The following is a 23,432-nucleotide window of genomic DNA, read 5'->3' on the forward strand; positions in this document are numbered from 1 at the left end:
ACACGCGCACCTGGATGGACGACACGCGTGATCAGACGCGGGACTCGCGTGTCTGGAGGCGGAACTCGCGTGATTGGGGAGCGATCTCGCGTGATTGGAAGGGCATCACGCGTGATTGGAGGGGCATCACGCGGGAGGGAGGGGTCAGGCGGGGACGGGGCGGGTGGAGCCGATGATGGCCACCGCGTGGCTCGCCCGGGCGACGTGCACCGTGAAGTCCGCGCCTTCCCGGCTGAAGCGGGCGATCAGCTCACGCGGGGTGCTGCGGTCGTGGGCCTGCCAGCCACTCTGCTCCAACGTCGGGAGGACGACCTCGGCGAGCCGGCGTTCCGGCTCGCCGGGGTGGTCGAGCCGGACGCCGTACTGCCAGCAGAGCAGGTTCCCGGGCTGGGTGGGGTCGCAGTCCAGCTCGCCGTTCACCGTGGGGTCCGCCGAAGGGCCGAACACCGCCGCGACGCTGTTGATCACGTCCGTCAGCTCGGCCGCCAGGCGGTCCAGGTCCGAAGAAGTCACCGCAGCACGCCTCCGTCGTTGAGGAACTCGACGCCGTGCTCCAGGATGCCATCCGGCTGGAAGGAGCCGTTCGGCGTGGTCGGCCCGGAGGTGATGACGCGGTACATGTTCGTCCACGACTCCGAACCCGGCTTGAGCACGTCACTGTGCGACGAGAGCCCCCACAGCTGGTCCCCGGACGCGGAGCGGCCTGTCTCCAGCTCGGTGACGCCGGGGAAGGTGTCCGGGTCCGCGCCGTGGCCGATGCCGGTCCACTCGAGACCCCACGCGTTGCCCTGCGCGATCTCGATCGGGTCGAGCGGCGCCGTCATCGAGAACCGCTGGACGCCCGCCTGGCTCGCCGGCAGGTCCGCGGGCGACCAGACGCCGTGGCCCATGCCCGCCGACTCGACGTGCAGGACGCGGTCGACGTCGAGACCCTGCGTCTCGGCCAGCCCGACCGTCGCGCCGCCGTAGCTGTGCCCGATCGCGGTCAGCGTGACGTCGGAGCCGGCGTGGCTCCCGATCTCGCCGCGCAGGTCGTCGGTGAAGTGCTTGAGGTCCGGCGCCATCGCCTCCGCGTAGCTCGCGGACGGCCCCTGCACCACCGGGTTCTGCGGGAACACCCCGTCGGCCCAGACGACTATCGCGGTGCGCCCGGTCGGGTCCGCGGCCACCAGGCTGCGCCCGAGGCCGGCGTAGGAGTCGAAGTTGGACATCTGCGTGTTGACGCCGGGCACGAACAGCCCGACGTTGCGGGTCCCCGGTTCGATGTGCCCGACGAGCTCGGCGATCCGGCCGTTGCCCGCCGGGTCGAACTTCAGGATCTGCCGGTTGTTCGCGAGAATGTCTTCGTACAGCGAAATCCGCGCCTGGGAGCGTTTGATCTCGTCGGCGTCGGTCAACGAAGCCAGCCGGGAACGCTCGGCCGTCAACGCGTCGGACACCTTCGTGCGGTTGGCCGCGATCGCCTGGCCCCACGCGCCGGTGTCGGCCGCGCCGCCGATCCCCGCGGGGTTTCCCGCCGCCGGCAACGGATCCTCGGGAAGCAGTGAGCGGTACATCGCCGCCACCTGAGCGTCGGCCCGGCGGTACCCGGCGGCCGACGACGTCAGTCCACTTTGGAGCGTCCGCAGCCGGGAGACCTCCGAAGAGAGCTTCGACCCCAGCTCCGTCATGGTCTTCTCGAACGTCTTCGCGGCGGCGGCCGACGCGTCGACCTTGCCGAACGCGGCCGCCGGCACCTTCTCACCCGCCACCGCGGACTGCGCCGAAGCGAGTGCGTCCGCTCTCGTGCCGAACTCGCCCGCCACGGTGTCGAGGCGGGCCGGGGCGACGCGGTATCCAGCAGCCGTCACGGCCCGCCTCCATGGTCAGAAGTTGCTCAGTACGCTTCCGGCTCTTCGCCGATCACCGGCGGCGCGACCGGGGCCGACTGACCCCAGACGTTCTCCGTCTCCACCAGCCAGGCCGGGATCCGGCGCCCGGACCCCATGTCCCCGCCGCCGCCCATGCCCATCGGCATCATGGGCATCATCGGCATCGCGCCCTTGGCGGCCGCCGCGCCCACGGCCCCGGCCGCGCCGCCGGCGAGCCCGGACAGCGCGTTGCCCGCGCCGCCGTCACCGGCCAGGCCGGAGTGCGCCGCGGGGCCGTCGCCGCCCCCGCCGATCCCGGCCCCGCCGGGGACACCGCCGCCGATCGACGGCGCGTCACCCCCGCCGATCGGGATGCCGCCGCCGGCGCCGCCTTCGACACCCGCGCCGCCACCGAGCTTCGTGCCGGGCGCTTCTTCCTTGCCGTCCTTGGGATCCTTGCCGCTGGCCCACGACGGCACCTTCGGCATGATCGAGCCGAACCGCCCGAACGCGGCGGCCGAGGCCGCGGCGAGCCCGGCGGTGAACATGTCGCCGAAGAGCGGGTTGGACGTCGGCACGGTCGTCCCCGGCTGCTGCGTCGTGCCCCCGCCGGGCAGCGGGTGCCCGTCGGTCGGGGTGACGACGACGCCGGGGTCGGTGCCGCCGTTGCCGACCAGACCGGGCGAGCCCACGGTGCCCGCGCCACCGCCGGCGGGCGGGGCCGTCGGCGTCTGCACGGCGTTGGGGGACGCCGGGATCGAGTCCTCGGCGGTGGTGTAGTCGCCGGCCAGCTGGGTCATCACGACGATCGCCTTGCCGTGCGCGGACCCGGCGGCGTTGGCCGCGGACTGCTGCGCCTCGACGTTCGAGATGGCCTGCTGCCGCTGCTGCGCGGCGGCCTGTATGACGGCGGGCGAGGCGTCCGGCGGCAGCAGCGGCGGGTTCACCGCGAGCGCGACGTCGGCGGGGGAGACGTCCGGCACCGAAACCGGCGGCGGCATCTCCTTCTTGGCCTTGACCAGCGCGTCGGCGGCGTCGTCGAGCATCACGTTCATCGCCTCGGCGGTCTGCGCCACCTTGGAGATGCCGTTCGCCAGGTCGACGATCATGTGCTGGTACTGGTCGGCCGCGCCGCCGGTCCACTCGTCCTTGAACTCGGTGAGCTCGGAGTTGAGGTTGTGGGCCTGCTCGTGCAGGTGCAGCGCGGCGGACTTCCACTTGTCGGCGGCGTGCCGCGCGCTGTTCGGGTCGCCCGCCTGCAGCATCGCGTAGAGCTGCTGGTGGCTGTACGCGGCGAAGTTGGTGTGCGCGGTGTTCGTCATCCCTTGCGGCTCCCGTTCGAGTCACCGAGGCCCAGCAGGCCGAGCACGGGGTCGAGCAGCCCGGTGACCGCACCGGAGCTGTGCAGGTCCCCGGCCACCGTCTGGTCGGCGTTCTGGTACCCGTCGGCGACCGTGGTGGTGACGTCCTGGGCGAACCCGATCGCGCTGCGGACCTGGTCGAGCAGGCCCTGCATCTCCGAGACGGCGGCGCGGTGGGCGTCGGCCAGCGACCCGGCCTCGCCGAACTCGCCGAACAGCAGCGGCTCTTCGCCGAGCGTGAGCAGGAAGTCGTTCGGTTTGGCCATCGCGTGGATCTGGGTCTCCAGCTCCCGCACGAAGTCCTTCAGCGATTCCAGGTGGACGTAGTACGACTGGTCGTGCATCGGGTCCCGGCTCTCTCGTCGCACGTGAAGAAGGCAAGCCGGTCGGCCGGTGCGAGCGGGGGGTTTCCCGCACCGGCCGACCGACGTCTGGGCGCGGATCAGCCCGCGAACAGCCCCTGGTTGCGGTTCTCCAGGCTCTGCTGGAGGTCGTGGGCCTCGCCGACCTTGCCGCCGAACTGCGCGATGATGGCGACGATGTCCGCGGTGGCCTGGCGCAGCCGGGTCTCCGACTGGCGAGCGGCGTCACCGGCGGAGCTGCCGGAGGCGTACCAGGTCGCGGTGATGGGCTGGAGGTTCTGGTGCAGCTGCTCCAGCTGCGAGGTGAGCGCCTTGGCCTTGGCGGCCAGGGAAGCCGAGCTGTGCTGCAGCGCGGCGAAGTTGATTTCGACGACGTCGGCCATCGTGGGCGTCCTCTCGGGTCAGGGGTTGAGGCGGGGGATCACGCCCGAGCCCTCGAGGGTGTTGCCGACCCCCTGGAAGCTCTGGTGGACGTCGGCGTCGCCGCGGCCGTAGTTCTGGTGGCTGGTGTGGACGAGCTGCGACATGGTGTCGAGCTCCTTCACGGCCACGGTCATCTTCTCCTGGAGCCGGCGCTGCAGGTCCCAGAACGCGACGGCCTGGTCACCCTTGTAGTTGCGGAGCGCCTCGGTCAGCTCGGACTCCAAGCTGGCCATCGTGGACTTGGCGTTCGTCGCGGTTTCCTCGAAACCCTGGACGGCGCGCGTCATGGCAGCGGAATCTGCCTGGAATCCCGGACTGGACATCGACGGGCCACCTCCCTTCCTCAAGCGAGTTCCCCTGGCGCGGTGGTCCGCGCGGTGTGAAAGTCACGCTAGAAAGAAGGGCGGTGTGGTCAAACGGCACAACTGCCGGTCGCGGTGACGGCTTTTATACCCACAGAGGACACCGAGCCGCCGGACGGGGGCGCGCGGCAGTGTCCGCGGTCGCGGTTCCGGCCCGGGGCAAACCCTGGCGGACAACGGAAAGCCGCTGTTCACGCACCGGCCATGTCGCGCCGCCGGGTCGCTGCCCGTTGATGATCGCACCTCGGTCAACCCGCCTCTGCCGAAATTCTGAGATCCGCCCGGTAGACCGGGAGCCCCGGGCGAAAGGCGGTCGAGATGGTCCACCCGCAGGCTCTGCTGGACGAGCTGGGGCGCGCCCCCGGCGTTCCCGCGTTCGAACACGGCTCGCGCGTCACGTCGCGCCGCGAGCTGCGGGAGCTGGTCGGCCGGTTCACCGCGGGCCTGCGGGCGGCCGGGCTGTCGCCGGGGGACGGCGTCGGGATCGCCACCGCCGTCACCGCCGAGGGGTTCGCCGCGATCATCGCCGCGCAGGTGCTCGGCTGCCGGGTCGTCGGGGTGCGGCCGGGCCTGCCGGTGCCGCAGCTGCGGCACGTCGTCGGGGACGTCCGGGCGCTGGTCGTCGACGAGGCTTCCGAGTCACCGGAGCTGCTCGGCACCGTCGCCGGGGCGGTGATCCTGCGGATCGGGCCGGAGCTGCTCGCGGCGTACGAAGAGCCGGAGCCGTGCGGGCGGCCGGACGACACCGCGACGGTCGTGTTCACCAGCGGCAGCACCGGCGTCCCGAAGGGGGTCGCCTTCAGCTACCGCGCCCTGACCGAAGGCCGCGTCTGGCGGGCCCCGGTCCCCGGCTCGGCGCACGAGCGGCTCGGCGCGGGGTTCGGCCGGTTCCTGCTGTTCGGCACGCTCACCAGCGCGGTGATGCTCGAACAGCTGGCATTGTGCCTGTTCGCCGGCGGCACGGCGGTGATCCCGGAGGAGCTGCCGGACTTCCCGTGGGTGCTGCCGCGGCTGCGGGTGAGCGCGGCGCTGATGACCGTGCCGCGGCTGCACCAGGTGCTGGACGTGCTGCGCGCCGAGGACGTCGACCTGAGCGACCTGCGGGCGCTGATCGTGGCCGGCTCGCCGGTGCCGCCGCACAAGCTGGCCGAGGCGGCCGAGCTGGTCGGGCCGGCGATGCACCACGCCTACGGCCAGACCGAGACCGGGATGCTGACGATCTCCGGCGCGGCCGAGGGGCCCGGTTCCGTCGGGAAGGCCTGCGACACCGTCGAGATCGAGGTTCGCGACGCTTCGGGCGTGCCGCTCCCGGCCGGGACCGAAGGCGAGATCTGGGTGCGGACGCCGTCGGCCTTCGCGGGCTACTGGCGCGACGAAGTGACGACGGCCGAGGTGCTGGACGGCGGCTGGGTGCGCACCCAGGACCTCGGGCACCTGGACGACGCGGGGTACCTGCACCTGTCCGGGCGGGCGCGGGACGTGGTGATCGTCAACGCGATCATCCACTACACCGGCCCGATCGAGCGGGCGATCGCGGCGCACCCGGACGTCGACCAGGCCTACGTCGTGGCGGTGCCGGACGCGCGGACCGGCGAGGCCGCGGTCGCGTTCGTGGTGCCGTCATCCGGGCGCTCGCCGGACCTCGACGAAGTGCGCAAGGGCGTGGCGGCCGAGCTGGGGGAGGCCGCGGTGCCCGCGCGGTTCGCCGTGGTGGCGTCGGTTCCGGTCGCGCCGTCGGGGAAGCCGGACAAGGCGGCGCTGCGGGCGTCCCTACTGGACTAGCAGTACCGCCGGTCACGGTCGGCAAGTTACCGACTTCGGTAGGTTCCGACAAACCTCTCACGAACCTACTTTGGGCTCGTCGCCCGAATTCGGGACGGACATCCGGATCACCTGGCCGAAGGGCATTTTCATGCGAATGTCGAGGGCTGTCACCGCGGTCGGCGCCGCCGCCGCGGTACTGAGCATGGTCTCGGTGGGGGTTGCGGACGCCCAGGAGGACATCATCGGCGGGAGCACCGTCTCCTCCGCTCCGTGGGGCGCCCAGATCTACTGGAACAACGTCACCACCTACGGCGGTTTCGAGTGCTCCGGGACGATCATCGCCCCGCAGTGGGTGCTCACCGCCCAGCACTGCCTGAACTCGCCGGGCATGCACGTCAAGGTCGGCAACGTGACCCTCCAGCAGGGCACGAACGCCAACGTCGACCAGCAGAAGGCGTCGCCCAACGGCGACATCGCGCTGCTGCACCTGTCCACGGCGGTGAACACGACCTACATGAAGCTCGGCACCGGCAACCCGCCGACCGGGTCCACCAACCAGATCTACGGCTGGGGCCGCACGCAGGGCACCAGCCCGCCGTCGAGCACCCTCAAGACCGCCAACGTCCGCGTCACCGGCACCAGCACGGACGCGTTCGGCGGCACGGCCATCGCCAGCCAGGGCGTCAACGGCTCGGCGTGGCACGGCGACTCGGGCGGCCCGCAGCTCTCGGGCGGCGTCCAGGTCGGCGTCTGCTCCACGGGCAACAACTCCGGTTCGAACCCGCAGGGCACGCAGAACTACGCGAGCGTCGCGTCGAGCCGCAGCTGGATCCGCACGACCGCGGGCGTCTGACGCGCGTCCCGTGCCGGCCTCACCGCCCGGGAGGCCGGCACGGGGCATACTCGCCCCATGGAGTTCCGCACGACGGTCCTGCTCGGCGGCAAGACGGCGACCGGCCTGCCGGTGCCGGACAACGTCGTCGAGGCGCTCGGAGCCGGCAAGAAGCCCGCCGTCACGGTGACACTCGGCGGCCACAGCTACCGCACGACGGTCGCGAGCCGCGGCGGGCAGTACCTCGTCCCCTTGAGCGCCGAGAACCGCGAGAAGGCCGGGGTTGCCGCCGGGGACGACGTCGACGTGGCGATCGTCCTCGACACCGCGCCGCGCGAGCTGGAGATCCCGCCCGACCTGGCGGCGGCCCTCGCCGCCGACCCGGCCGCCCAGGCCCGGTTCGAAAGCCTGTCCTACAGCGGGAAACAGCGGTTCGTGCTGCCGATCGGCCAGGCGAAGACCGAGGAGACGCGGCAGCGCCGGGTCGCCAAGGTGATCACGGACCTGCGCGCCGGGAAGTGATGGACGCCCGCACGGTCCGGCGGGTGCTCGCGGCACTGGCCCCGGCCCGGGTGTGGCTGGCCGGCGGCTGGGGCGTCGACGCCCTGCTGGGACGTCAGACGCGCGAACACCGCGACCTGGACCTGCTGCACCGCCTCGAGGAAGAGCCCGCCGTCCTGACGCGGCTCGGCGCGCTGGGCTACCGCGAAACCCTCGACCTGCGCCCGGTCCGGTTCGTCCTCTCCGACGGCCGCACCGAGCTGGACCTGCACCCGCTCGTCTTCGCTCACGACGGTTCCGCCACGCAGGCAGCCGACGACAACGGCGCGGCTTTCCCCTATCCCGCGGACTGTTTTGTCACCGGGCGGATCGACGGCGCCGAGGTGCCGTGCGTGTCCGTGGCGCAGCAGGTCTTCTTCCACCAGGGGTACGAGCCGCGGCCGCACGACCTCGCGGACATGGGGCACCTCCGTGAGGCCTTCGGCGTGGCCACGCATTTCTGATCGTGGGTCAGCCGCAGCGCTGGGCGTGGCGCGGGTCGTAGTCGTAGCGCAGGCCGGTGCGGGCGGCAGCGTGGACGACGTTCTGCCAGAAGCGTCCGGCGGTCAGGGGCGCGCGGACCGAGTCGAGCATTTCCCGGTTGGGCGGGCAGGCGAAGATGCCGCGGATGGCCTCGATGCTGGGTACGGTGAAGTCGCCGTTCCTGGCCAGCTCGGCGGGCGTTTCGCTGCTCAGTTCAGCGACTTCCCACGGGTTGCCGGCGTACTTGCTGTGGCCGACGCGGCGGCCGGGGTAGGGCGTGGTGTGGGCGGCGACCGGGTTGGCCAGGCCGATCGGGTCGTGGACCCACATGTCCAACGGCAGGAGCAGCCCGGGGCCGCCGATGTTGAAGAAGTTCGCGACGGTGCGGTGGTTGGTCGTCGGGTACCGGTGCCAGACGCCTTCCTTGTTCTGGACGAGGACAGCCGGTTCCTGGCCGGTGGCGATCATGGCGTTGATCGGGTCGGCGAACGCGGTGAACTCGTCGAAGTCTTCGGCGAGGATGGGGTGCTCGTGATGACTGGCGATGACGTAGGAGGCCCGTTCGTCGTTGATGCCCGAGGTCTGGTCCATGGGATCGGCCAGACCGGCGTATCCGGTGCGTAGCCAGCCGGCGGCGACCACAGCCCAGACGGCGAGAGCGACAACGGGCAGCACGGTGGCCTTGGTGAGCCGGACGACCATGACCGGGAGCAGCAAGCTGAAGAGCGCGGGCAGCAACATCCGGCCGTGCATGAAGTCGCCCCCGACACGAACGACGTAGAGGGCCAGGGCGATCGCGCCGCACAGAGGCACGGCCACGACGATCGTGGTCGCCCGATCTGCCCGGGTCCGCCAGAGGCCGAACCCGCCGAGCACCGCGCACAGGAGCGCGGGAATCCACAGGTGGTAGGGCGTCGCGAGGTCGGTCAGGTAGGCCCAGCCGCGGCTCCACAGCGCGTCGGAAGCCTCCTTGACCAGGGCCGTGTTGGGGGTGAGCAGGCCGTAGTAGCCCATCCGGAAGAGCTGGTAGGCGATCGGCAGGGCCGCGGCGGCGGCAACCCACAGCAGGGCTCGGCGCCAGTTCTGCCACTCCAGCATCAGCAGGCCGGCTCCGGCGAAGACGCTGAACAAAGCCAGATCGGGCCGGACCAGCACACCAAGGCCGATCACGAGCGCGGTGACCGGCACCGGACAGGCGGGCATGCGACGCGCGTGGCGGACGAGCAGCCACCAGGCCGTGCCCAGCCACAGGGTGATCAGGCCGGTCTCCAGGCCGGAGGTCGCGAAGTCGCGAAACGGCGGCAGCGCGATGAGCACGAGGACCCCGGCGGGGGCCACGAGCGTGGTGCGTGTGGCGGCGACCAGGCGGCGGGTGCCGTCGACGGCGAGCAGCAGACCGCCGACGGAGCAGAGCAGACCCAGGATCACCGCGAGCCATTCGAGCCGGATCCCGGGGATCCAGCCGAACGCGACCAGCAGGTAGGTCCACAGGGTGCTGGTGTTGGACTCGACACGTTCGCCGGCGTTGAAAACGGGCCCGTTCCCGGCGAGGATCTGCCGGACGGTCCGCAGGACGATCATGCCGTCGTCGCTCATCCAGCGCCGGTTCCAGGCCAGGACGGCGAACACCGCGACCGTGATCCCGAGCGCCAGCCAGTTCGCGAACCGCGCGCGGCTGCCGGCGGAACGCTCGACGAGCGGGGTGGCTGCTCCGCCGGCGACGGCCGTGCTCATCTCGGGAAGGCTCCTCGTGGCCGGGGGCACCATCGGCGCTGCGCCGGAGGCGGGGATCAGCTGGTAACGGGGCCGACGGTGATCATCTGCCGGTCCTGGAGCCTAGCAACCGCAAACGGGCCCGGTTCCGGGGAGTTCCCCGGCGCCGGGCCCGTCCGACCGTCGGCTACAGGATCGCGATCGCTCTCGGCAGCGGGACCTCGGTGTTGAACGCGAAGTTCGCGTGCCAAGGCGAGCTGGTTCCGAACTTGGCGCCGTCGGAGAGCGCCACGTAGACGTCACCGGCGGTGCCGCGCGTAAAGGTGGCTATGTCCGCTTTGCCGTCGCCGTTGAAGTCCCCGGTGGCGGGGATCTCGTCGTTGGCCGCCAGGTACTCGTGCCACTTCACCGAGACGCCGGTGAACTTGGTGCCGTCGGACAGCGCGACGAAGACGTCGCCGGCGGTGCCTCGGGTGAAGACCGCGACGTCGTCCTTGCCGTCGCCGTTGAAGTCCCCGATGGCGGGGATCTCGCTGTTGAAGGCGAAGTTGTCGTGCCACTTCACGCCGTTGCCGACGAACTTGGTGCCGTCCGAAAGAGCCACGTAGACGTCGCCGCCGCTGCCGCGGGTGAACACGGCGATGTCGTCCTTGCCGTCGCCGTTGAAGTCCCCGACGTAGGGCTGTTCGCTGCCGTAGCCGAAGTCGCCGTGCCAGATCGAGCTCGCGCCGAACTTGGTTCCGTCGGAAAGTGCCACATACACGTCGCCCGCGGTGCCCAGGGTGAAGGTGGCGATGTCGTCCTTGCCGTCGCCGTTGAAGTCGCCGACCGCGGGGATCTCACTGTTGGCGGCGAAGTAGTCGTGCCACAGCACGCCGTTGCCGTCGAACTTCGTTCCGTCGGAAAGGGCGACGTAGACGTCGCCGGTGCTCCCACGGCTGAACGTCGCGACGTCCGCCTTGCCGTCACCGTTGAAGTCGCCCGACAGCGGGATTTCGCTGCCCACGGAGAACCGGTCGTGCCACAGGGCGCTGGTGCCGTTGAACTTCGTGCCGTCCGAGGCCGCCACGAAGACGTCTCCGGCCGAGCCGCGGGTGAAGGTGGCTATGTCGGCCTTGCCGTCACCGGTGAAGTCGGTCAGCGACCGCGCGCCGGTGGTGGCGGAGAACTGCGGGCCGGCTGCGCCGCCCGAGGCGACGACGAGGTACGACCACGTCTTGCGGGCGGTGGCCGAATGGACGAACGTGGCGGCCTTCGTCGTGCCGATCAGCTGGGTCGCGCTGGCGGTCGCGGGGCCGGCCGAGCTGGCATAGATGGAGTAGGTGGCATCGTCGGAGGCGGCCAGCGGAGTCCAGGAGAGCGTGACGCCGTGCCCGACAGCCTTGGCGGTGCCGATGATCGCCTGGCCGCGGATCCAGCCGCTGAGGTCGTCGACCCGGGCGGCGGTCGTGCCCTGCCGGGTTTCGGTCTCGGCGAGGCAGCCGTGCTGCCAGGACGTGCTGACCACACCGGCCACCGTGCCGTTGGGGCGGAAGACCGGCGCGCCGGCGTCACCCCGGCAAGCGTCCGCGCCGTTGGCGCCGGTCAATGCCAGGGTGCTCGAGGTGCTGGACGGCGCGGTGAAGGCCGCGACGTGGACATGGTTGGGGACCCATTCGTCCGCCGTGCGTCCCCACCCTGCGACTGACAGGTTCTCCGCCGTGCCAGGGGCTCCCGCGGTCGCCGGCAGGGCCGGCGGCGTCACGTCCGTGATCGTGGTGTCGATGCGGGCCAGCGCGACATCGCGGTCCGACCGGGTGGTCAGGCTGGTCACCTTGGCGACGTGTCCGCCGGTCCCGGACAGATCGGGGCGCCCGACGGTGACGGTGGCCGGCTTGGCCGGCGTCCCGCCCTGGGGGTTCTCGGGAAAGCAGCTCGCCGCGGTCAGGACGAGCGTGGGCTCGACGAGCACTCCGCTGCACGCGCGGCCGTCAGCGGAGATCTTCGCGGCCGAGCCGGGCGTGCCGTCGCCGCCGGGGTCCGTGGGCTCCGACGAGCCGGGCAGGACGCCGGTGACGACGAGCTGGAGCAGGGTCGTCGGCTGGCCCGTGGGGTTCGCGCCGACTCCGACGGGGGTGTTCCCGCTCGGGTTCACCGTCACGGTGGAGTGCTGGCCCGTGTCCGTGGTCAGGTCCGCGGTCGCTTGGTGTCCCGCTCCCGAGACTTGGCCGTCGCCGCGAATCTCGAAGACGGCGGGCACCTTCAGCGAAAGCTGCGCGGTGGGCGCCAAAGCCTTGAAACAGATGGTCTTGTTCGGAGTGGTCACCGGGTCGTCGGTCGTCCGCACGCGGATCAAACCGAGATTTCCGTCGGGTGGTGTTGTGCAATCCACCAAAATCAGGTGTCCGTCCCCCGAAATCAGGGTGATTCCCTTGTTCGCGAGGATGTCGGCCGCGCCGGGATAGGCGAAGTCCTCCAGCGGGGCGGTCTGCTGATCCGCTGCCGCGGCGGGAACCGCTGTGCCGATGAACGTCGTGGCCACGAGCGCGGCAACGATAGTCGGCAGGGCCTTCGATCGCGTTCTCATCGATGTCCGATCTGTCTGTTACGTGCGACTTTTCGCAGCATGCACCGCCAGACCTATCGGGCACAAAGGTCGATTCTTTACCAGAAACGGAAGTGATCTAGACCATATTTTCCGGCCGTAGACGGGTGGATAGCGTGTACGACGCGGTCGCTTTCTTGCGTAGCCGCGTCGGGGGTCGAGTACGCCATTCGGCGGCATGAACCGCATTCGATTGAGGGGGAACTGGGTGATGTTCGTGCGCCGAGAAACCGGCCGGACAGCCGTCAGTCTGGTCGTGCTGGTCATCACGCTCTTCGCGGCCATGCTGACCGCGCCGGCCGCCCTGGCCGACTCCGAGCCGCCGGGCACGCCGCCTCAGCCGATGACCGACCGGGACCGGGTCGTGCAGCTGTGGCGCCTGGGTGGCCCGACGGTGAAGGCCGACGCGGCGAGCGCGCTGGTCGGCACCGACACGGACATCACGGCGTTCCTGACCGTGAAACTGCCGCAGGACCGGAAGGTCGACGACCGGATCAGCGTGAACCAGATGCTGGCCTCCGGCGGTCCGACCGTCCAGCACGCCGCCCAGCAGGCGCTCGACGCGACCGATGACACGGCGATCGGCGCTTTCCTGGCGTCGGGCTGGCAGCTCCCGTCGAGCCAGGACCGGCGGATCCGCGTCGACCAGATGTTCGCCGTCGGCGGGCCTCAGCTGCAGAAGGCCGCGCAGGTGGCCTTGGACGCCGACACCGACGAGGCTCTGGACGACTTCCTCGACACCGGGTGGAAGCAGCCGTACGCGCTGGACCAGCGGATCCGGGTGGACCAGGCTCTCGCGGTCGGAGGACCCGAGACCCGCGCGGCCGCCCAGCGGGCGCTCGACGCCGACACCACGCAGGCTTACGCCCAGTTCCTCACCCACGATCGCGAGATCGCCGAAGCGCGCGACCTGGAGACGTCCACGATCGCGCAGCTGGCCGGCGCGGCCAAGGACGCCGGTGAAGAGGCGGCACGGGAAACTCAAGCGTCCAAGGACGCCTCGGCCCGCGCGGTCACCGAGGCGCAGCTGGCCAAGCAGGCAGCCGAGGCGGCGGCCACCGCGAGCGCGAACGCGCACAACGACGCGACCGCCGCCTCCGCCGCGGCCGTGCAGGCGGCCGACGCCGCCGACAAGGCCGCCTCGGCCGCTCGGGAGGCGGTCGGCGCGGCGAACGCCGCCAGCGTCGCCGCGCGTGTCGCGTCCGGTGCGGCCACCCGCGCGGCGACCGCGGCGACCAAGGCGGGACAGGCAGCGTCCCAGGCGTACAACTCCGCTTCCGCCGCGGCCACCGACGCGAAGAACGCGGACACCGCTCGCCAGGCCGCTGAGACGGCGCGCGACGCCGCTCGAGGTGCCCGTGACGCCGCCGCGGCGGCCAAATCCGCCGGCGACGCCGTCACCGCGGCCAAGAACGCGATCTCCGCGGCCGGGTCGGCGGGGAACAACGCCGCGGCCGCGGCTCGCGCGGCCGAAGCCGCCAGCAAGAACTCCTCGGTCGCTAAGGCCGAAGCCGCCCGGGCGCGGCAGGCCGCGGCCAGTGCGGCCGCGAACGCCGCTCGCGCGACCCGCGCCGCCCAGGCTGCCTCGGCGTTCGCCGACACTGCGGCCACTGCCGCCTACTCGGCGCAAGCCGCCGCGGAGCGGGCCGCCACCGACGCGGACGCCGCCGCAGCGGCCGCCCTCGACGCCGCAAACCACTCCCACAACGCCACCGAGGCCGCCAACCTCGCCACGACCCACGCGAACGCGGCGACCCAGGCGGCGCAGGCGGCCATCACCGCGGCCAACCAGGCCAAGACCGTCTACGACGCCGCCCGGACCGCCGACGCGGCCCGCCTCGCCGCCGAAACCGACCGCGACGACGAACTCGCGCTGCGCCTGGGCGCCGTTGCCGACCAGATGTCGGTCGCCGACCGCTGGAACAAGACCCAGACCGATCTCCGGACGGCCGAGACGAACCGGCTGATCACCGAAGCGAACGCCCCCGGCACCAACGCCGCTCTCGCCTTGGCCTACGCCCGCAAGGCAGCTCTGGCTCTGGCCACCAGCGGTGGCTCGTGGACGCAAGCCGCGGCGCAGAACGCGCTCGCGGGTCCTGACGTCATCGCGATGGACTTCGTCCGCACCGGCCTGGTCCTTGCCGCCGGCCAGGACGACCGCGTCACCTTGGCCAACCTCGAACGGACGGGAACCGACGGGTTCAAGAAGGCCGCAGACGCCGCTCTCGCCGGAACCGATGCCGACGTCCAGGCCTTCCTGCGCAGCCAGGACTACCCGAACCGCGAGCTCGACGACCGGATCGCGGTGGACCGCATCCTCGCCGCCGCTCAGCAGGCCGGGAACTTCGCGACGCAGGCTGCCGCGCAGAAGGCCCTGGACGCCGACACCGACCAGGCGCTGCGGCAGTTCCTCGACTCCGGAAAGACCGGCGCCGCGGTCAACGACGACCGGATCAAGGCCAACCAGATCCTGGCCGCCGCCACCAGCGGCCCCCAGCTGAAGGCAGCGGCGCAGATCGCGCTCGACGGCACCCCGGCCATGGTCAGCGACTTCCTGGTGTCCGGGCAGTACACCGCGGCCCAGCAGGACCAGGACGCCGCCGCCCATGACGCCCAGGTCACCGGCTACCTCGCCCAGGCGATGCAGTCCGCGCAGACCGCGACGCAGAACGCCGATCTCGCACAGCAGGTGGCCGCCACGGCGCGCGGCGCCGCTGCCGAAGCCGCCGGCTACGCCACGCAAGCCGAAACCGATCGGCAGCGGGCTGCGGCCAGCGCACAGCAGGCTCACGAATCGGCTCTGGCCGCCCAGGACGCCGCCACCCGCGCGGCGCATTCCGCAGCGACCGCCAACACCGCCGCGGCGAACGCACAGAAGTCGTCACGCAGTGCCGCGCTGTCGGCGGCGTGGGCGAACTCCTCGGCGAACTTCGCCGCACGCATGGCCGCGGACGCCTACGGCTCGGCGCGCGACGCGTTCAAGAGCGCCTTGGCGGCGGGAGACAGCGTCGAGAAGGCGAAGACGGCGGCGAACGACGCAGTGTCCGCGGCGCTGGCCACCGTGAAGCGGAAGCAGGAGGAAGCGAACGGGATCCTGCTGCTGCACTGCAAGAGCCTCCCCGGCGGCATCGGCTACGACGAATGCATCCAGTTCGCGCAGATGTCCGACGCCGACAAGGCGATGCGTGTCCTGGAGAACGACTGGCTCTGCCGGCACACCGAGAACATGGGCCGCGGATTCCAGCAGCAGTGCTTCGCCGCCGAGACGAGTCCGACTTTCGCCACCGACCTGGCCTTCACCGCGGCGGCTCAGGCCCTCAACGAGCTCGGCGCGATCTACGGCGCGCTGGCCACCACCGAAACGGCGTTGCTCGGTGGTGCGTTGTGCGCTGCGTTCGAGCCGTGTGGGTTGCTCGCCGCATCCATCATCCCGGAGGGGACGGCATTCACGTCCTGGATGGCGATCGCCACCGGTGACGCTCTCGTCACGGCGCGAGTTGGTGGTTTCGTCGAGAACGAACTGGTCGAGCAGCGGGCGTCGGGGCCGAACTTCCTGAACGAGTTCAACAAACCTTTCACATGGTGTGCGCCCAACAGCTTCTCCGGCGATACTCCGGTCCGTCTCGCCAACGGTGGTGCGAAGCCGATCAAGGACGTTGTTGTCGGCGACCTGGTCCTCGCGGCGGATCCGCACGACGGCAGGCCCTCGCCCGAGCAGGTCACCCGGCTGATCACCGGCGAGGGGATCAAGAACATCGCGCCGATTACTGTCGACGCACAAGAATCGTCGACAGTAATCCAAGCGACTTCGAATCATCCGTTCTGGGTTCAGAACCTCGGAAGGTGGGTCGATGCGAAGGACCTCCGGCGCGGAGATCGGCTTCGAACGACGAACGGTGAAGCTGTCGTCGACTCGGATGTTCGTGAACATCAAGAGCAGGCCAAGGTGTATAATATTTCGGTCGCCGACCTGCACACCTACTACGTCGGTGGCAATGCGGGTGCTGTGCTTGTGCACAACACAAACTGCTTGGTGGACCCGCGAAAGCTTGACTATCTGTTCAACGTGAACATCAAGGCCGACGATCACAATTCCCCGCGCGCTATGCAGAACATGTTGCAGTTGCTCAAGATTGGCATCGAAGACTCTCCCGAGATGCGAGCTTACGTTGCTGAGCAGCTTCAAGCTGCCACGGTCCGAGGGTTTGATCGAACCTACGTCGATGATTTCGGAAGGTTCGGCGTTGCGAATTCTGTTCTTTATGGACCGTATGGAATGCGCGGCGTTGAAAGCACGTGGGAGATCCTGCCGGATGGGACGTATCGGTTCGTGAGTGCTATCCTGCGTGGGTAAGCGACAGGAGAGGTTAAGGTAGTGGTGTATCGCGAGCTTGTTGTGCCGAGTGTGCAAGACGTTGTAGAAAAATTCGGCGCTGAACCTGTCGTGGCGGAACCGGGGTCCACTGCCTGGTTGCTTTCGCTCGAAGTCGACGACCGGAACTCGGTCGACTTCTCCTACGATGTGGCCGGACGATCGATCAGAATTCGATGGAAGGTGCAGGGGGAGGTTATTCTCGATCTGTTTCGGGAAGGTGCAACGTCGATCGAATTTCAACGAGGCGGCGATCGCAAGTCGATTGGTATTCGATTTGAAACGGATTCGTTGGCCGGTCACATGGAACTAAAGCTGGCGCCTAAAGTGGAAGTTCGGGATAATCTGTTGTTTGTCTAAGGCGTATGGTGAACGCGTCGCGCGTCGGCCGAGATCGCCGGGACACGGCGTTTGGCGCCGCGTGTCCGGCACGGGGCCCGTCGTCTCGACGCCAGCACCGTGGCGCAAGCGCACTGATCGGGCTCGCATCCATCGCTGCCGCAGCGGAAGTCCTCGTTCTGCGGGATCAGCAGGGCTTTCGCGGCCGGAGGTGGCGCTGACAAGGCGCTGCGAACGAGGCTGCTTCCGCTCGCCACAGTCAAGCGGAAGCAGCAAGAAGCCAACGCGATCCTGTTGGATCACTGTAAGAAACTTCCCGGCGGCATCGGCTATGACGAATGCATCCAGTTCGCGCAGATGTCCGACGCCGACAAGGCGATGCGTGTCCTGGAGAACGACTGGCTCTGCCGGCACACCGAGAACATGGGGCGCGGATTCCAGCAGCAGTGCTTCGCCGCCGAGACGAGTCCGACTTTCGCCACCGACCTGGCCTTCACGGCGGCGGCTCAGGCCCTCAATGAGCTCGGCGTGATCTACGGCGCGCTGGCTACCACAGAGGCTGCGGTTGTCGGTGGCGCTCTGTGCGCGGCCTTCGAGCCCTGCGCTCTTCTGGCCGCCTCCATCGTTCCCGAAGGCACCGCCTCCACTGCATGGATAGCACTGGCCGCGGGGGATGCGTTGATCACGTCCAGGGTGGCCGGGCTGATGGAGGAGGCCGGCATTACCGCCCAGACGACTCAGGCGGCGTTGACCGGTATTTTGTCCCGGCCGCAGTCGCTGCTCGACGCGGGGCTGCTGGAGCAGCTGACGATTCAGCGGTGTCAACTTCTCGCGCGAGGATTTGCTGGGGGATGCAGCTCGACGCGAACGGAAAGCTGATTTTTCTCGAGATCGGCAATGCGAATGCCGGCCTGATCCACATCCTGGTTCGCCACGGCCGCGATTTCGCGCAGCTCGGCTTCGCGCCGGACCAGGTCGGTGACTTCGTTCTGACCGGTGCCGCAACCGGTCGTATAGTCGGCTATCAGGGCAAGGGGACAGGGCGGCCTATCTACCAATTCACCTACAAGGGCAAGGAGTACCGGTTGAGTATCGTGGTCGGGAGCAATGGATTCGTTGTCGCATCGAACCCGGTGGGTTCGTGGTGACAGTAGAGAAGACACTCAGAGTGCTGGCGGACTACGACTGCTGGGCGTTGTGGGCGTTCGCTCCACCGAGAATGGAGAACCTCGATCCCGCGGATCCGAGGCTGGAGCTGAGCCCGGCTCTGGTGGGCGAGCTGAACCGCTGGGCGGACGAGTACACCGCGACCTTGAACCGTGACGACCCGGCAGACTCCGGCTTTCCGTCCGCAGCGCGGAAGCGGGAGTTCGTCGCCCAGGGCCGCCGCCTGGCGGAAGAGGTGCGCGCGCAGGTGAGCCCTGACTGGCGAGTCACGTACTTCGACAGTGAGCTCGGCCAGGATGTCGAGGTTCAGGCTCCCGCTTGAGCCCGAAGCGCCGGGGCGGGTATACGCTGCCCGCTGACTTCATCCCGGGGGAACCATGGCCGCACCCGAGCACGATCCTGTGCTCTTCGACGAGCTGATGCGCACCGAGCTGCGCCGTCAGCCGATCAGTCGTTACGCCATCGCCACGCTCGTGGCGGGGCTGCTCGGCGGGCTGCTCGCGCCGGTCTTCGGTGTCGTCGCGCTCGTGCGGATCCGGAAGCACCGGCAGCGCGGGCGCGTGCTGGTGATCTGTGGCCTGGTCGCCTTCGCCGGGTGGATGGGCGTGCTCACCTACCAGATCTCGACCGGGACGACGTGGTGGCAGCAACGCGCCGCGCTCGCGTCCGGCGAGCGGCTGCCCGAGGGAGTGGCCCACGGCAGCGACCTCGCGGCCGGCGACTGCTTCTGGTCCCCGGCGGCTTCGGGCGGCGTCGACGTGCTGCGGGCGTCCTGCACCGAGCGGCACACCGCCGAGGCGTTCGAGGTGCTCCCGCTCGGCGACGGCCCGATGCCCGACATCGTCGAGGTCTACCAGCGCACGCTGGCCCGCTGCCAGGCCGACGCCCGGCCGGTCCCCGAGGTCCGCGTCCAGGTCGTGACGCTGACGTCGCAGTGGTGGGCCGAGGGCAAGCACCGCGCGGTCTGCTACTACCACTTCGCGGCCGAGCTGACCGCGCCCGTGCGCTGAGCCGTGTCCGGGAACCTCGTGCTGCCGGACGGACGGCTGTGGTCCGCCTCCAGCGGCGTCTACTACTGGGTCGTCGACTACCTCGCGGCCGCGGTCACCGACCGGGAGCTGGCCGAGGAGCTGCGTGCCGTGTCGGTGCACGGCTTCCGCACCTTCGACCTCGGCACCCTCGAACCCGATCGGCGGCAGGAAGTGCTCGACCTGATCCTCGGCCCGCTGCTGCCGGCCGTGGCGGCCGCGTTCCCGGACAGCGCTGCCGCGCAGGAGTTCGTCGCCGGGCTGAGGGACCTCGCGCGGGGCTGACCCCTCAGGACTCCGCCGGTTTGGTCCACGCCACCTGGACCAGCCCGGTCCCGTGCCGCCGCGACACCAGCGTTCCGCGGCCCGGCGGCTGCGGGGACGGCTTGACGTCCGCCAGCAGCGCGCCCTCGTCCTTCGTGCCCGACATGATCAACCCCGGTGAGCCCAGCTCCCGCAGCCGCTGCAGCACCGGCTCGAACAGTGCGCGCCCGGCGCCGCCGGAACCGCGGACGATGATCACGTGCAGGCCGATGTCACGCGCCTGCGGCAGGAACTCCAGCAGCGGCTGCAGCGGGTTGCGCCCGACCGTGGCCACCAGCTCGTAGTCGTCCACCAGCACGAACAGCTCCGGGCCGCGCCACCACGAGCGGTTGCGCAGCTGCTCCGGCGTCACCGACGGGCCCGGCAGGCGGTTGCGCATCGCCGTGGCGCACTCGGTGATCAGCTCGGTCAGCTTGCCTTCCGCGCCCGCGTAGCCCAGCAGGTGGTCTTCGGAGACCGCGCCGAGCAGGCCGCGGCGGTAGTCCGCGACGATGATCGCCGCCTCCTCCGGCGTGTACGCCGAGGTGATGCCGCGAGCGATCGCCCGCAGCAGCGAAGACTTCCCGGACTCGACGTCGCCGAAGGCCACGAAGTGCGGGTCCGCCGCGAAGTCCAGGCACACCGGGCGCAACGTCGACTCCGCGATGCCCAGGGTGACCTGCCGGGACGGGGCCGCGGGCAGCGTGTCCAGCGGGACCTCCGGCGGCAGCAGCCGCACCTTCGGCGCGCGCGGGCCCTTCCACGCGTCGGAGATCCGGCGCGTCAGGTCGACGCCGCCGGCGCCGATCGTCTCCGGACGCTGGTCGCCGTCGATGCGCGGCAGCGCTGCCAGGAAGTGGAGCTTCTCCGCGGTGATGCCGCGCCCGGGCCGGTCGGCCGGGACGTTCACCGCGACCTTGCGGTCGATGGAGGAGTCCATCGGGTCGCCGAGCCGCAGCTCGAAGCGGGTGCCGATGGCGTCACGCAGCTGCGCGCGGACGCCGATCCACTGGTTGAGCGAGACGATCACGTGGATGCCGAACCCGAGCCCGCGCGCGGCCAGCCCGGTGATCTGCTCCTCCAGCTGCTCGTACTCCTGCCGGATCGTGGTCCAGTTGTCCACGAACAGAAACACGTCGCCGAACTCGCGGCCGTCGGTGCTCTCGGTGAACTCCGCCCGCCGCTGGCGGAACGTCGTCACCGACTCGATCCCGTTGGCGGAGAAGAACTCCTCACGCTGTTCGAGCAACGTCGTCAGCTCGGCGACGACCCGGCGGCAGCGCTGCGCGTCGCGGCGGGTCGCGTAGCCGGACGTGTGCGGCAGGCCGGAGATCGGCGCCAGCGCGCCACCGCCCATGTCCAGCACGAAGAACTGCACCTCGGCCGGGGTGTGGGTCAGCGCGAGCATGCCCGCGATGTCCTTCATCAGCGTCGACTTGCCGGTCTGCGGGGCGCCGACGATCAACGCGTGCCCGCCCGCGCCGGAGAAGTCGGCCCACAGCATGTCGCGGCGCTGCTCGAACGGCTTGTCCACCAGGGCGACCGGCACGGTCAGCTTGCCGTTGCCGCCCCAGCCGAGCGGGCACAGGCCGCGCGCGGCGTCCTCGCCCAGCGGCGGCAGGAGCTGGTCCAGGGTCGGCGGCTCGTTCAGCGGCGGCAGCCAGATCTGGTGCGCGGACGGCCCGCGGCCCTCCAGCCGGGACAGCATCGCGTGGATGATCGTCTCGCCGGTGCCGTCGGGCGCCACAGGGGCGTCCGAGATCTCGGTCGTCACCGGGATCTCCACCGGCGCCAGGGAGAACGGCAGCACGCCGAGCTCCTGCCCGTCCTCGCGCACGACCGTGCTGCGCGGCGGCAGCTCACCCGAAACGTAGGCGGCCTTGAGCCGGATCAGCGTGTCGGTGTCGGACTTCAGGTACGCCGACCCCGGCACCGGCGGCAGGTGGTAGGCGTCGGCGACGCCCAGCACGGTCCGGCTTTCCGACGCCGAGAACGTCCGCAGGCCGATCCGGTACGACAGGTGGGAGTCCAGCCCGCGCAGCCGTCCTTCTTCGAGCCGTTGTGACGCCAGCAGGAGGTGGATGCCGAGCGAGCGCCCCAGCCGGCCGATCGCGACGAACAGGTCGATGAACTCCGGCCGCGCCGACAGCAGCTCGCTGAACTCGTCGATGATCACCAGCAGCGACGGCAGCGGCTCGAGCGCGACGCCGTCCGCGCGCGCTTTCTCGTAGTCCCGCACCGACGCGTAGTTCCCGGCCGCGTGCAGGAGCTCCTGCCGCCGCAGCAGCTCGCCGTTGAGCGCGTCCGCCATGCGGTCGACGAGCGCGAGGTCGTCGGACAGGTTCGTGATCACGGCGCAGGTGTGCGGCAGGTCCGTCATGCCGGCGAAGGTCGCGCCGCCCTTGAAGTCGATCAGCGCCAGGTTCAGCGTCTCCGACGAGTGCATCACGGCCAGCGCGGTCACCAGCGTCCGCAGCAGCTCGGACTTGCCGGACCCGGTCGCGCCGATCACCAGGCCGTGCGGGCCCATCCCGCCTTCGGCCGACTCCTTGAGGTCCAGCTCCACCGGCCGGCCCTCCGGGTTGATGCCGAGCGGGATCCGCAGCCGGTCGCGGGCCGCGCGCGGCGCCCACGTCACGGTCGTGTCGGTGTCGCGCGGGTCGCCGATGCCGAGGAGCCCGGACAGGCCGAAGGTCGCCGACATCGGCTTCTCGCCGACGATCGCGGCCGGCGTGTGCAACGGCGTCAGCATCCGGGCCAGCGCTTCGGCGGCGCCGCGGTCGAGGACGTCGGGGCGGCCGAGGAACCCGAGGCGCTGCTCACTGGCGTCGCCGACGACCATCCCGAGGGAGTCGGCCGACGTCTGCAGGCTCAGCAGCCGCTCGGTCGAGTACGTCCGCGGGTGCTCCTGCCCGATCTCGATCACCGTGACGCCGAGCCGCCCGTCCTCGCCGATCAGCCGCGGTTCGCCGTGCGCGTTGCCGCCGTCGACGACGACCACCAGGTGCGGGAGGTCCAGCTCGGCCGCGGCGCGGCGGCTGAACGCGGGGCGTTCGCCGAGGTCCGGGCCGAGCAGCTCGGCCAGGCCCGCCGCCGAGTCGGCCGCCAGCCGCCGCGAGCCGACGGCGTCCGTGGCGCCGGCCGCGGTCGCGTGCGGCAGCCACTTCGCCCACTCCCAGTCGTGCTGCCGGTCCGGCGGCACGCACAGCGCGACACGCAGGTCGCCGGGGGAGTGGAACGTGACGAGCTGGCACACCAGCGCCCGCACCAGGCCGAGCACGGCCGGGCGCCGGCCGGCCACGGTGACCGCGGCGAACGAGCGCAGCGACAACGCCACCGGCAGGCCGTCGACCGTCGAGTAGGTGCGGATGAAGTGCTTGAGGCTGGTGGAGGACACCGGGTCCAGGTCCTCCAGCGGCACGGTCTGCGGCGCCTTGAGCGGGGTCGCCAGCCGCTGCGGCCCGGACCCCGCGCGCACCTGCAAGAACTGCGCGTCGGTGCGCCGGCGGTCCCACAGCTTCCCGGTTTCGACGTAGGCCCAGAGGTCCGCCGGGTCGGGCTGGACGGCGACCATGGCCGCGCGCTGGCCGTCGGCGATGTCGCGGACCTGGGCCCGCAGCCCGGAAAGGTACCGCTGGTAGTCGCGGCGCTCGTCGTTGATCTGCGCTTTCTTCGCCATGCCGCCGCGGCCCAGCGACATCACGACCATGCCGCCCATGGCGCAGATGAACAGCGCGCCGAAGATGTAGGTCATCACGCCGCCGTCGCGTCCGATGTAGACGAACGACATCGCGCCCATGCCGAGCATCATCGGCAGGAACATCATCAGCTGCATCATCCCGCCGGACGAGCTCTTCGGGAGCATCGGCGGGGACTGCAGCACGATCTCGCTCGGTCGTTCGGGCGACAGGCTCATCGGGACATGCTCCGGACTCGGGGATGCTCTGAC

20 protein-coding genes are annotated in these 23,432 nt (G+C 70.5%); 11 read left to right on the forward strand and 9 right to left on the reverse strand.

Annotation, left to right across the window (positions count from 1 at the left end):
- Positions 1–144 precede the first annotated feature (144 nt).
- From ACZ63E_RS42825 to ACZ63E_RS42850, 6 genes are all read right to left on the reverse strand, one after another.
- Positions 145–513: a hypothetical protein gene (locus tag ACZ63E_RS42825; protein WP_465342046.1), complete on the reverse strand. Its 369-nt coding sequence runs from the start codon at positions 511–513 to the stop codon at positions 145–147.
- Positions 510–1,850, reverse strand: coding sequence for an alpha/beta hydrolase (locus ACZ63E_RS42830; RefSeq protein WP_465342047.1), 1,341 nt, complete (start codon positions 1,848–1,850; stop codon positions 510–512). Before ACZ63E_RS42830 ends, ACZ63E_RS42825 begins: the two co-directional genes overlap by 4 nt.
- 26 nt (positions 1,851–1,876) lie before the next feature.
- A complete protein-coding gene (locus ACZ63E_RS42835) occupies positions 1,877–3,172 on the reverse strand; it encodes a WXG100 family type VII secretion target (protein WP_465342048.1) in 1,296 nt (431 codons plus the stop codon).
- A complete protein-coding gene (locus ACZ63E_RS42840) occupies positions 3,169–3,555 on the reverse strand; it encodes a hypothetical protein (RefSeq protein ID WP_465342126.1) in 387 nt (128 codons plus the stop codon). The genes ACZ63E_RS42835 and ACZ63E_RS42840 overlap by 4 nt, the downstream gene beginning before the upstream one ends.
- 98 nt (positions 3,556–3,653) lie before the next feature.
- A complete protein-coding gene (locus ACZ63E_RS42845; protein ID WP_020644701.1) occupies positions 3,654–3,956 on the reverse strand; it encodes a hypothetical protein in 303 nt (100 codons plus the stop codon).
- An 18-nt stretch (positions 3,957–3,974) separates the two neighbouring features.
- Complete coding sequence (locus ACZ63E_RS42850; protein ID WP_155541946.1) at positions 3,975–4,319, reverse strand: WXG100 family type VII secretion target; 345 nt, start codon at positions 4,317–4,319, stop codon at positions 3,975–3,977.
- A gap of 357 nt (positions 4,320–4,676) precedes the next feature.
- Between ACZ63E_RS42850 and ACZ63E_RS42855 the strand changes: the two genes are divergently transcribed.
- The 4 genes from ACZ63E_RS42855 to ACZ63E_RS42870 all read left to right on the forward strand — a co-directional run bounded on the left by ACZ63E_RS42855 (position 4,677) and on the right by ACZ63E_RS42870 (position 7,958).
- Positions 4,677–6,140 (forward strand): class I adenylate-forming enzyme family protein, encoded by a 1,464-nt coding sequence (locus ACZ63E_RS42855; RefSeq protein WP_465342049.1) that lies wholly within the window; start codon positions 4,677–4,679, stop codon positions 6,138–6,140.
- A 130-nt stretch (positions 6,141–6,270) separates the two neighbouring features.
- A complete protein-coding gene (locus ACZ63E_RS42860; protein ID WP_465342050.1) occupies positions 6,271–6,975 on the forward strand; it encodes a S1 family peptidase in 705 nt (234 codons plus the stop codon).
- Positions 6,976–7,032: 57 nt separating this feature from the next.
- Complete coding sequence (locus ACZ63E_RS42865; RefSeq protein WP_465342051.1) at positions 7,033–7,476, forward strand: YdeI/OmpD-associated family protein; 444 nt, start codon at positions 7,033–7,035, stop codon at positions 7,474–7,476.
- Positions 7,476–7,958, forward strand: coding sequence for a nucleotidyltransferase domain-containing protein (locus ACZ63E_RS42870; protein ID WP_465342052.1), 483 nt, complete (start codon positions 7,476–7,478; stop codon positions 7,956–7,958). Before ACZ63E_RS42865 ends, ACZ63E_RS42870 begins: the two co-directional genes overlap by 1 nt.
- Before the next feature lie 7 nt (positions 7,959–7,965).
- Here ACZ63E_RS42870 and ACZ63E_RS42875 read toward each other — a convergent pair whose 3' ends face one another.
- Both ACZ63E_RS42875 and ACZ63E_RS42880 read right to left on the reverse strand, forming a co-directional pair.
- Positions 7,966–9,711, reverse strand: coding sequence for an arabinofuranosyltransferase AftB family protein (locus tag ACZ63E_RS42875; RefSeq protein WP_465342053.1), 1,746 nt, complete (start codon positions 9,709–9,711; stop codon positions 7,966–7,968).
- A 166-nt stretch (positions 9,712–9,877) separates the two neighbouring features.
- Positions 9,878–12,256 (reverse strand): FG-GAP-like repeat-containing protein, encoded by a 2,379-nt coding sequence (locus ACZ63E_RS42880; protein ID WP_465342054.1) that lies wholly within the window; start codon positions 12,254–12,256, stop codon positions 9,878–9,880.
- 301 nt (positions 12,257–12,557) lie between these two features.
- On the opposite strand from ACZ63E_RS42880, the gene ACZ63E_RS42885 reads away from it, so the two are divergent.
- The 7 genes from ACZ63E_RS42885 (at position 12,558) to ACZ63E_RS42915 (ending at position 19,465) form a co-directional block, all read left to right on the forward strand.
- Entirely contained in the window at positions 12,558–16,628 is a 4,071-nt protein-coding gene (locus ACZ63E_RS42885) for a polymorphic toxin-type HINT domain-containing protein (RefSeq protein ID WP_465342056.1), read from the forward strand.
- A gap of 21 nt (positions 16,629–16,649) precedes the next feature.
- Entirely contained in the window at positions 16,650–17,006 is a 357-nt protein-coding gene (locus ACZ63E_RS42890; protein WP_465342057.1) for a hypothetical protein, read from the forward strand.
- Positions 17,007–17,279: 273 nt separating this feature from the next.
- Positions 17,280–17,864 carry a hypothetical protein gene (locus ACZ63E_RS42895; RefSeq protein WP_465342059.1) on the forward strand — a complete coding sequence of 195 codons (585 nt, stop codon included), beginning with the start codon at positions 17,280–17,282 and terminating at the stop codon, positions 17,862–17,864.
- Positions 17,837–18,133 (forward strand): hypothetical protein, encoded by a 297-nt coding sequence (locus ACZ63E_RS42900; protein WP_465342061.1) that lies wholly within the window; start codon positions 17,837–17,839, stop codon positions 18,131–18,133. Before ACZ63E_RS42895 ends, ACZ63E_RS42900 begins: the two co-directional genes overlap by 28 nt.
- A gap of 20 nt (positions 18,134–18,153) precedes the next feature.
- Positions 18,154–18,474 carry a hypothetical protein gene (locus tag ACZ63E_RS42905; RefSeq protein ID WP_465342062.1) on the forward strand — a complete coding sequence of 107 codons (321 nt, stop codon included), beginning with the start codon at positions 18,154–18,156 and terminating at the stop codon, positions 18,472–18,474.
- A 55-nt stretch (positions 18,475–18,529) separates the two neighbouring features.
- Positions 18,530–19,162 (forward strand): DUF4190 domain-containing protein, encoded by a 633-nt coding sequence (locus tag ACZ63E_RS42910; RefSeq protein ID WP_465342063.1) that lies wholly within the window; start codon positions 18,530–18,532, stop codon positions 19,160–19,162.
- A gap of 3 nt (positions 19,163–19,165) precedes the next feature.
- Positions 19,166–19,465, forward strand: a complete 300-nt coding sequence (locus tag ACZ63E_RS42915; RefSeq protein ID WP_465342064.1) for a hypothetical protein — start codon at positions 19,166–19,168, stop codon at positions 19,463–19,465.
- 4 nt (positions 19,466–19,469) lie between these two features.
- On the opposite strand, the gene eccCa is transcribed toward ACZ63E_RS42915, so the two are convergent.
- A complete protein-coding gene (eccCa, locus tag ACZ63E_RS42920) occupies positions 19,470–23,399 on the reverse strand; it encodes a type VII secretion protein EccCa (RefSeq protein WP_465342066.1) in 3,930 nt (1,309 codons plus the stop codon).
- Positions 23,400–23,432: the final 33 nt, after the last annotated feature.

The sequence above is a fragment of the Amycolatopsis sp. NPDC104819 genome (assembly GCF_055583145.1).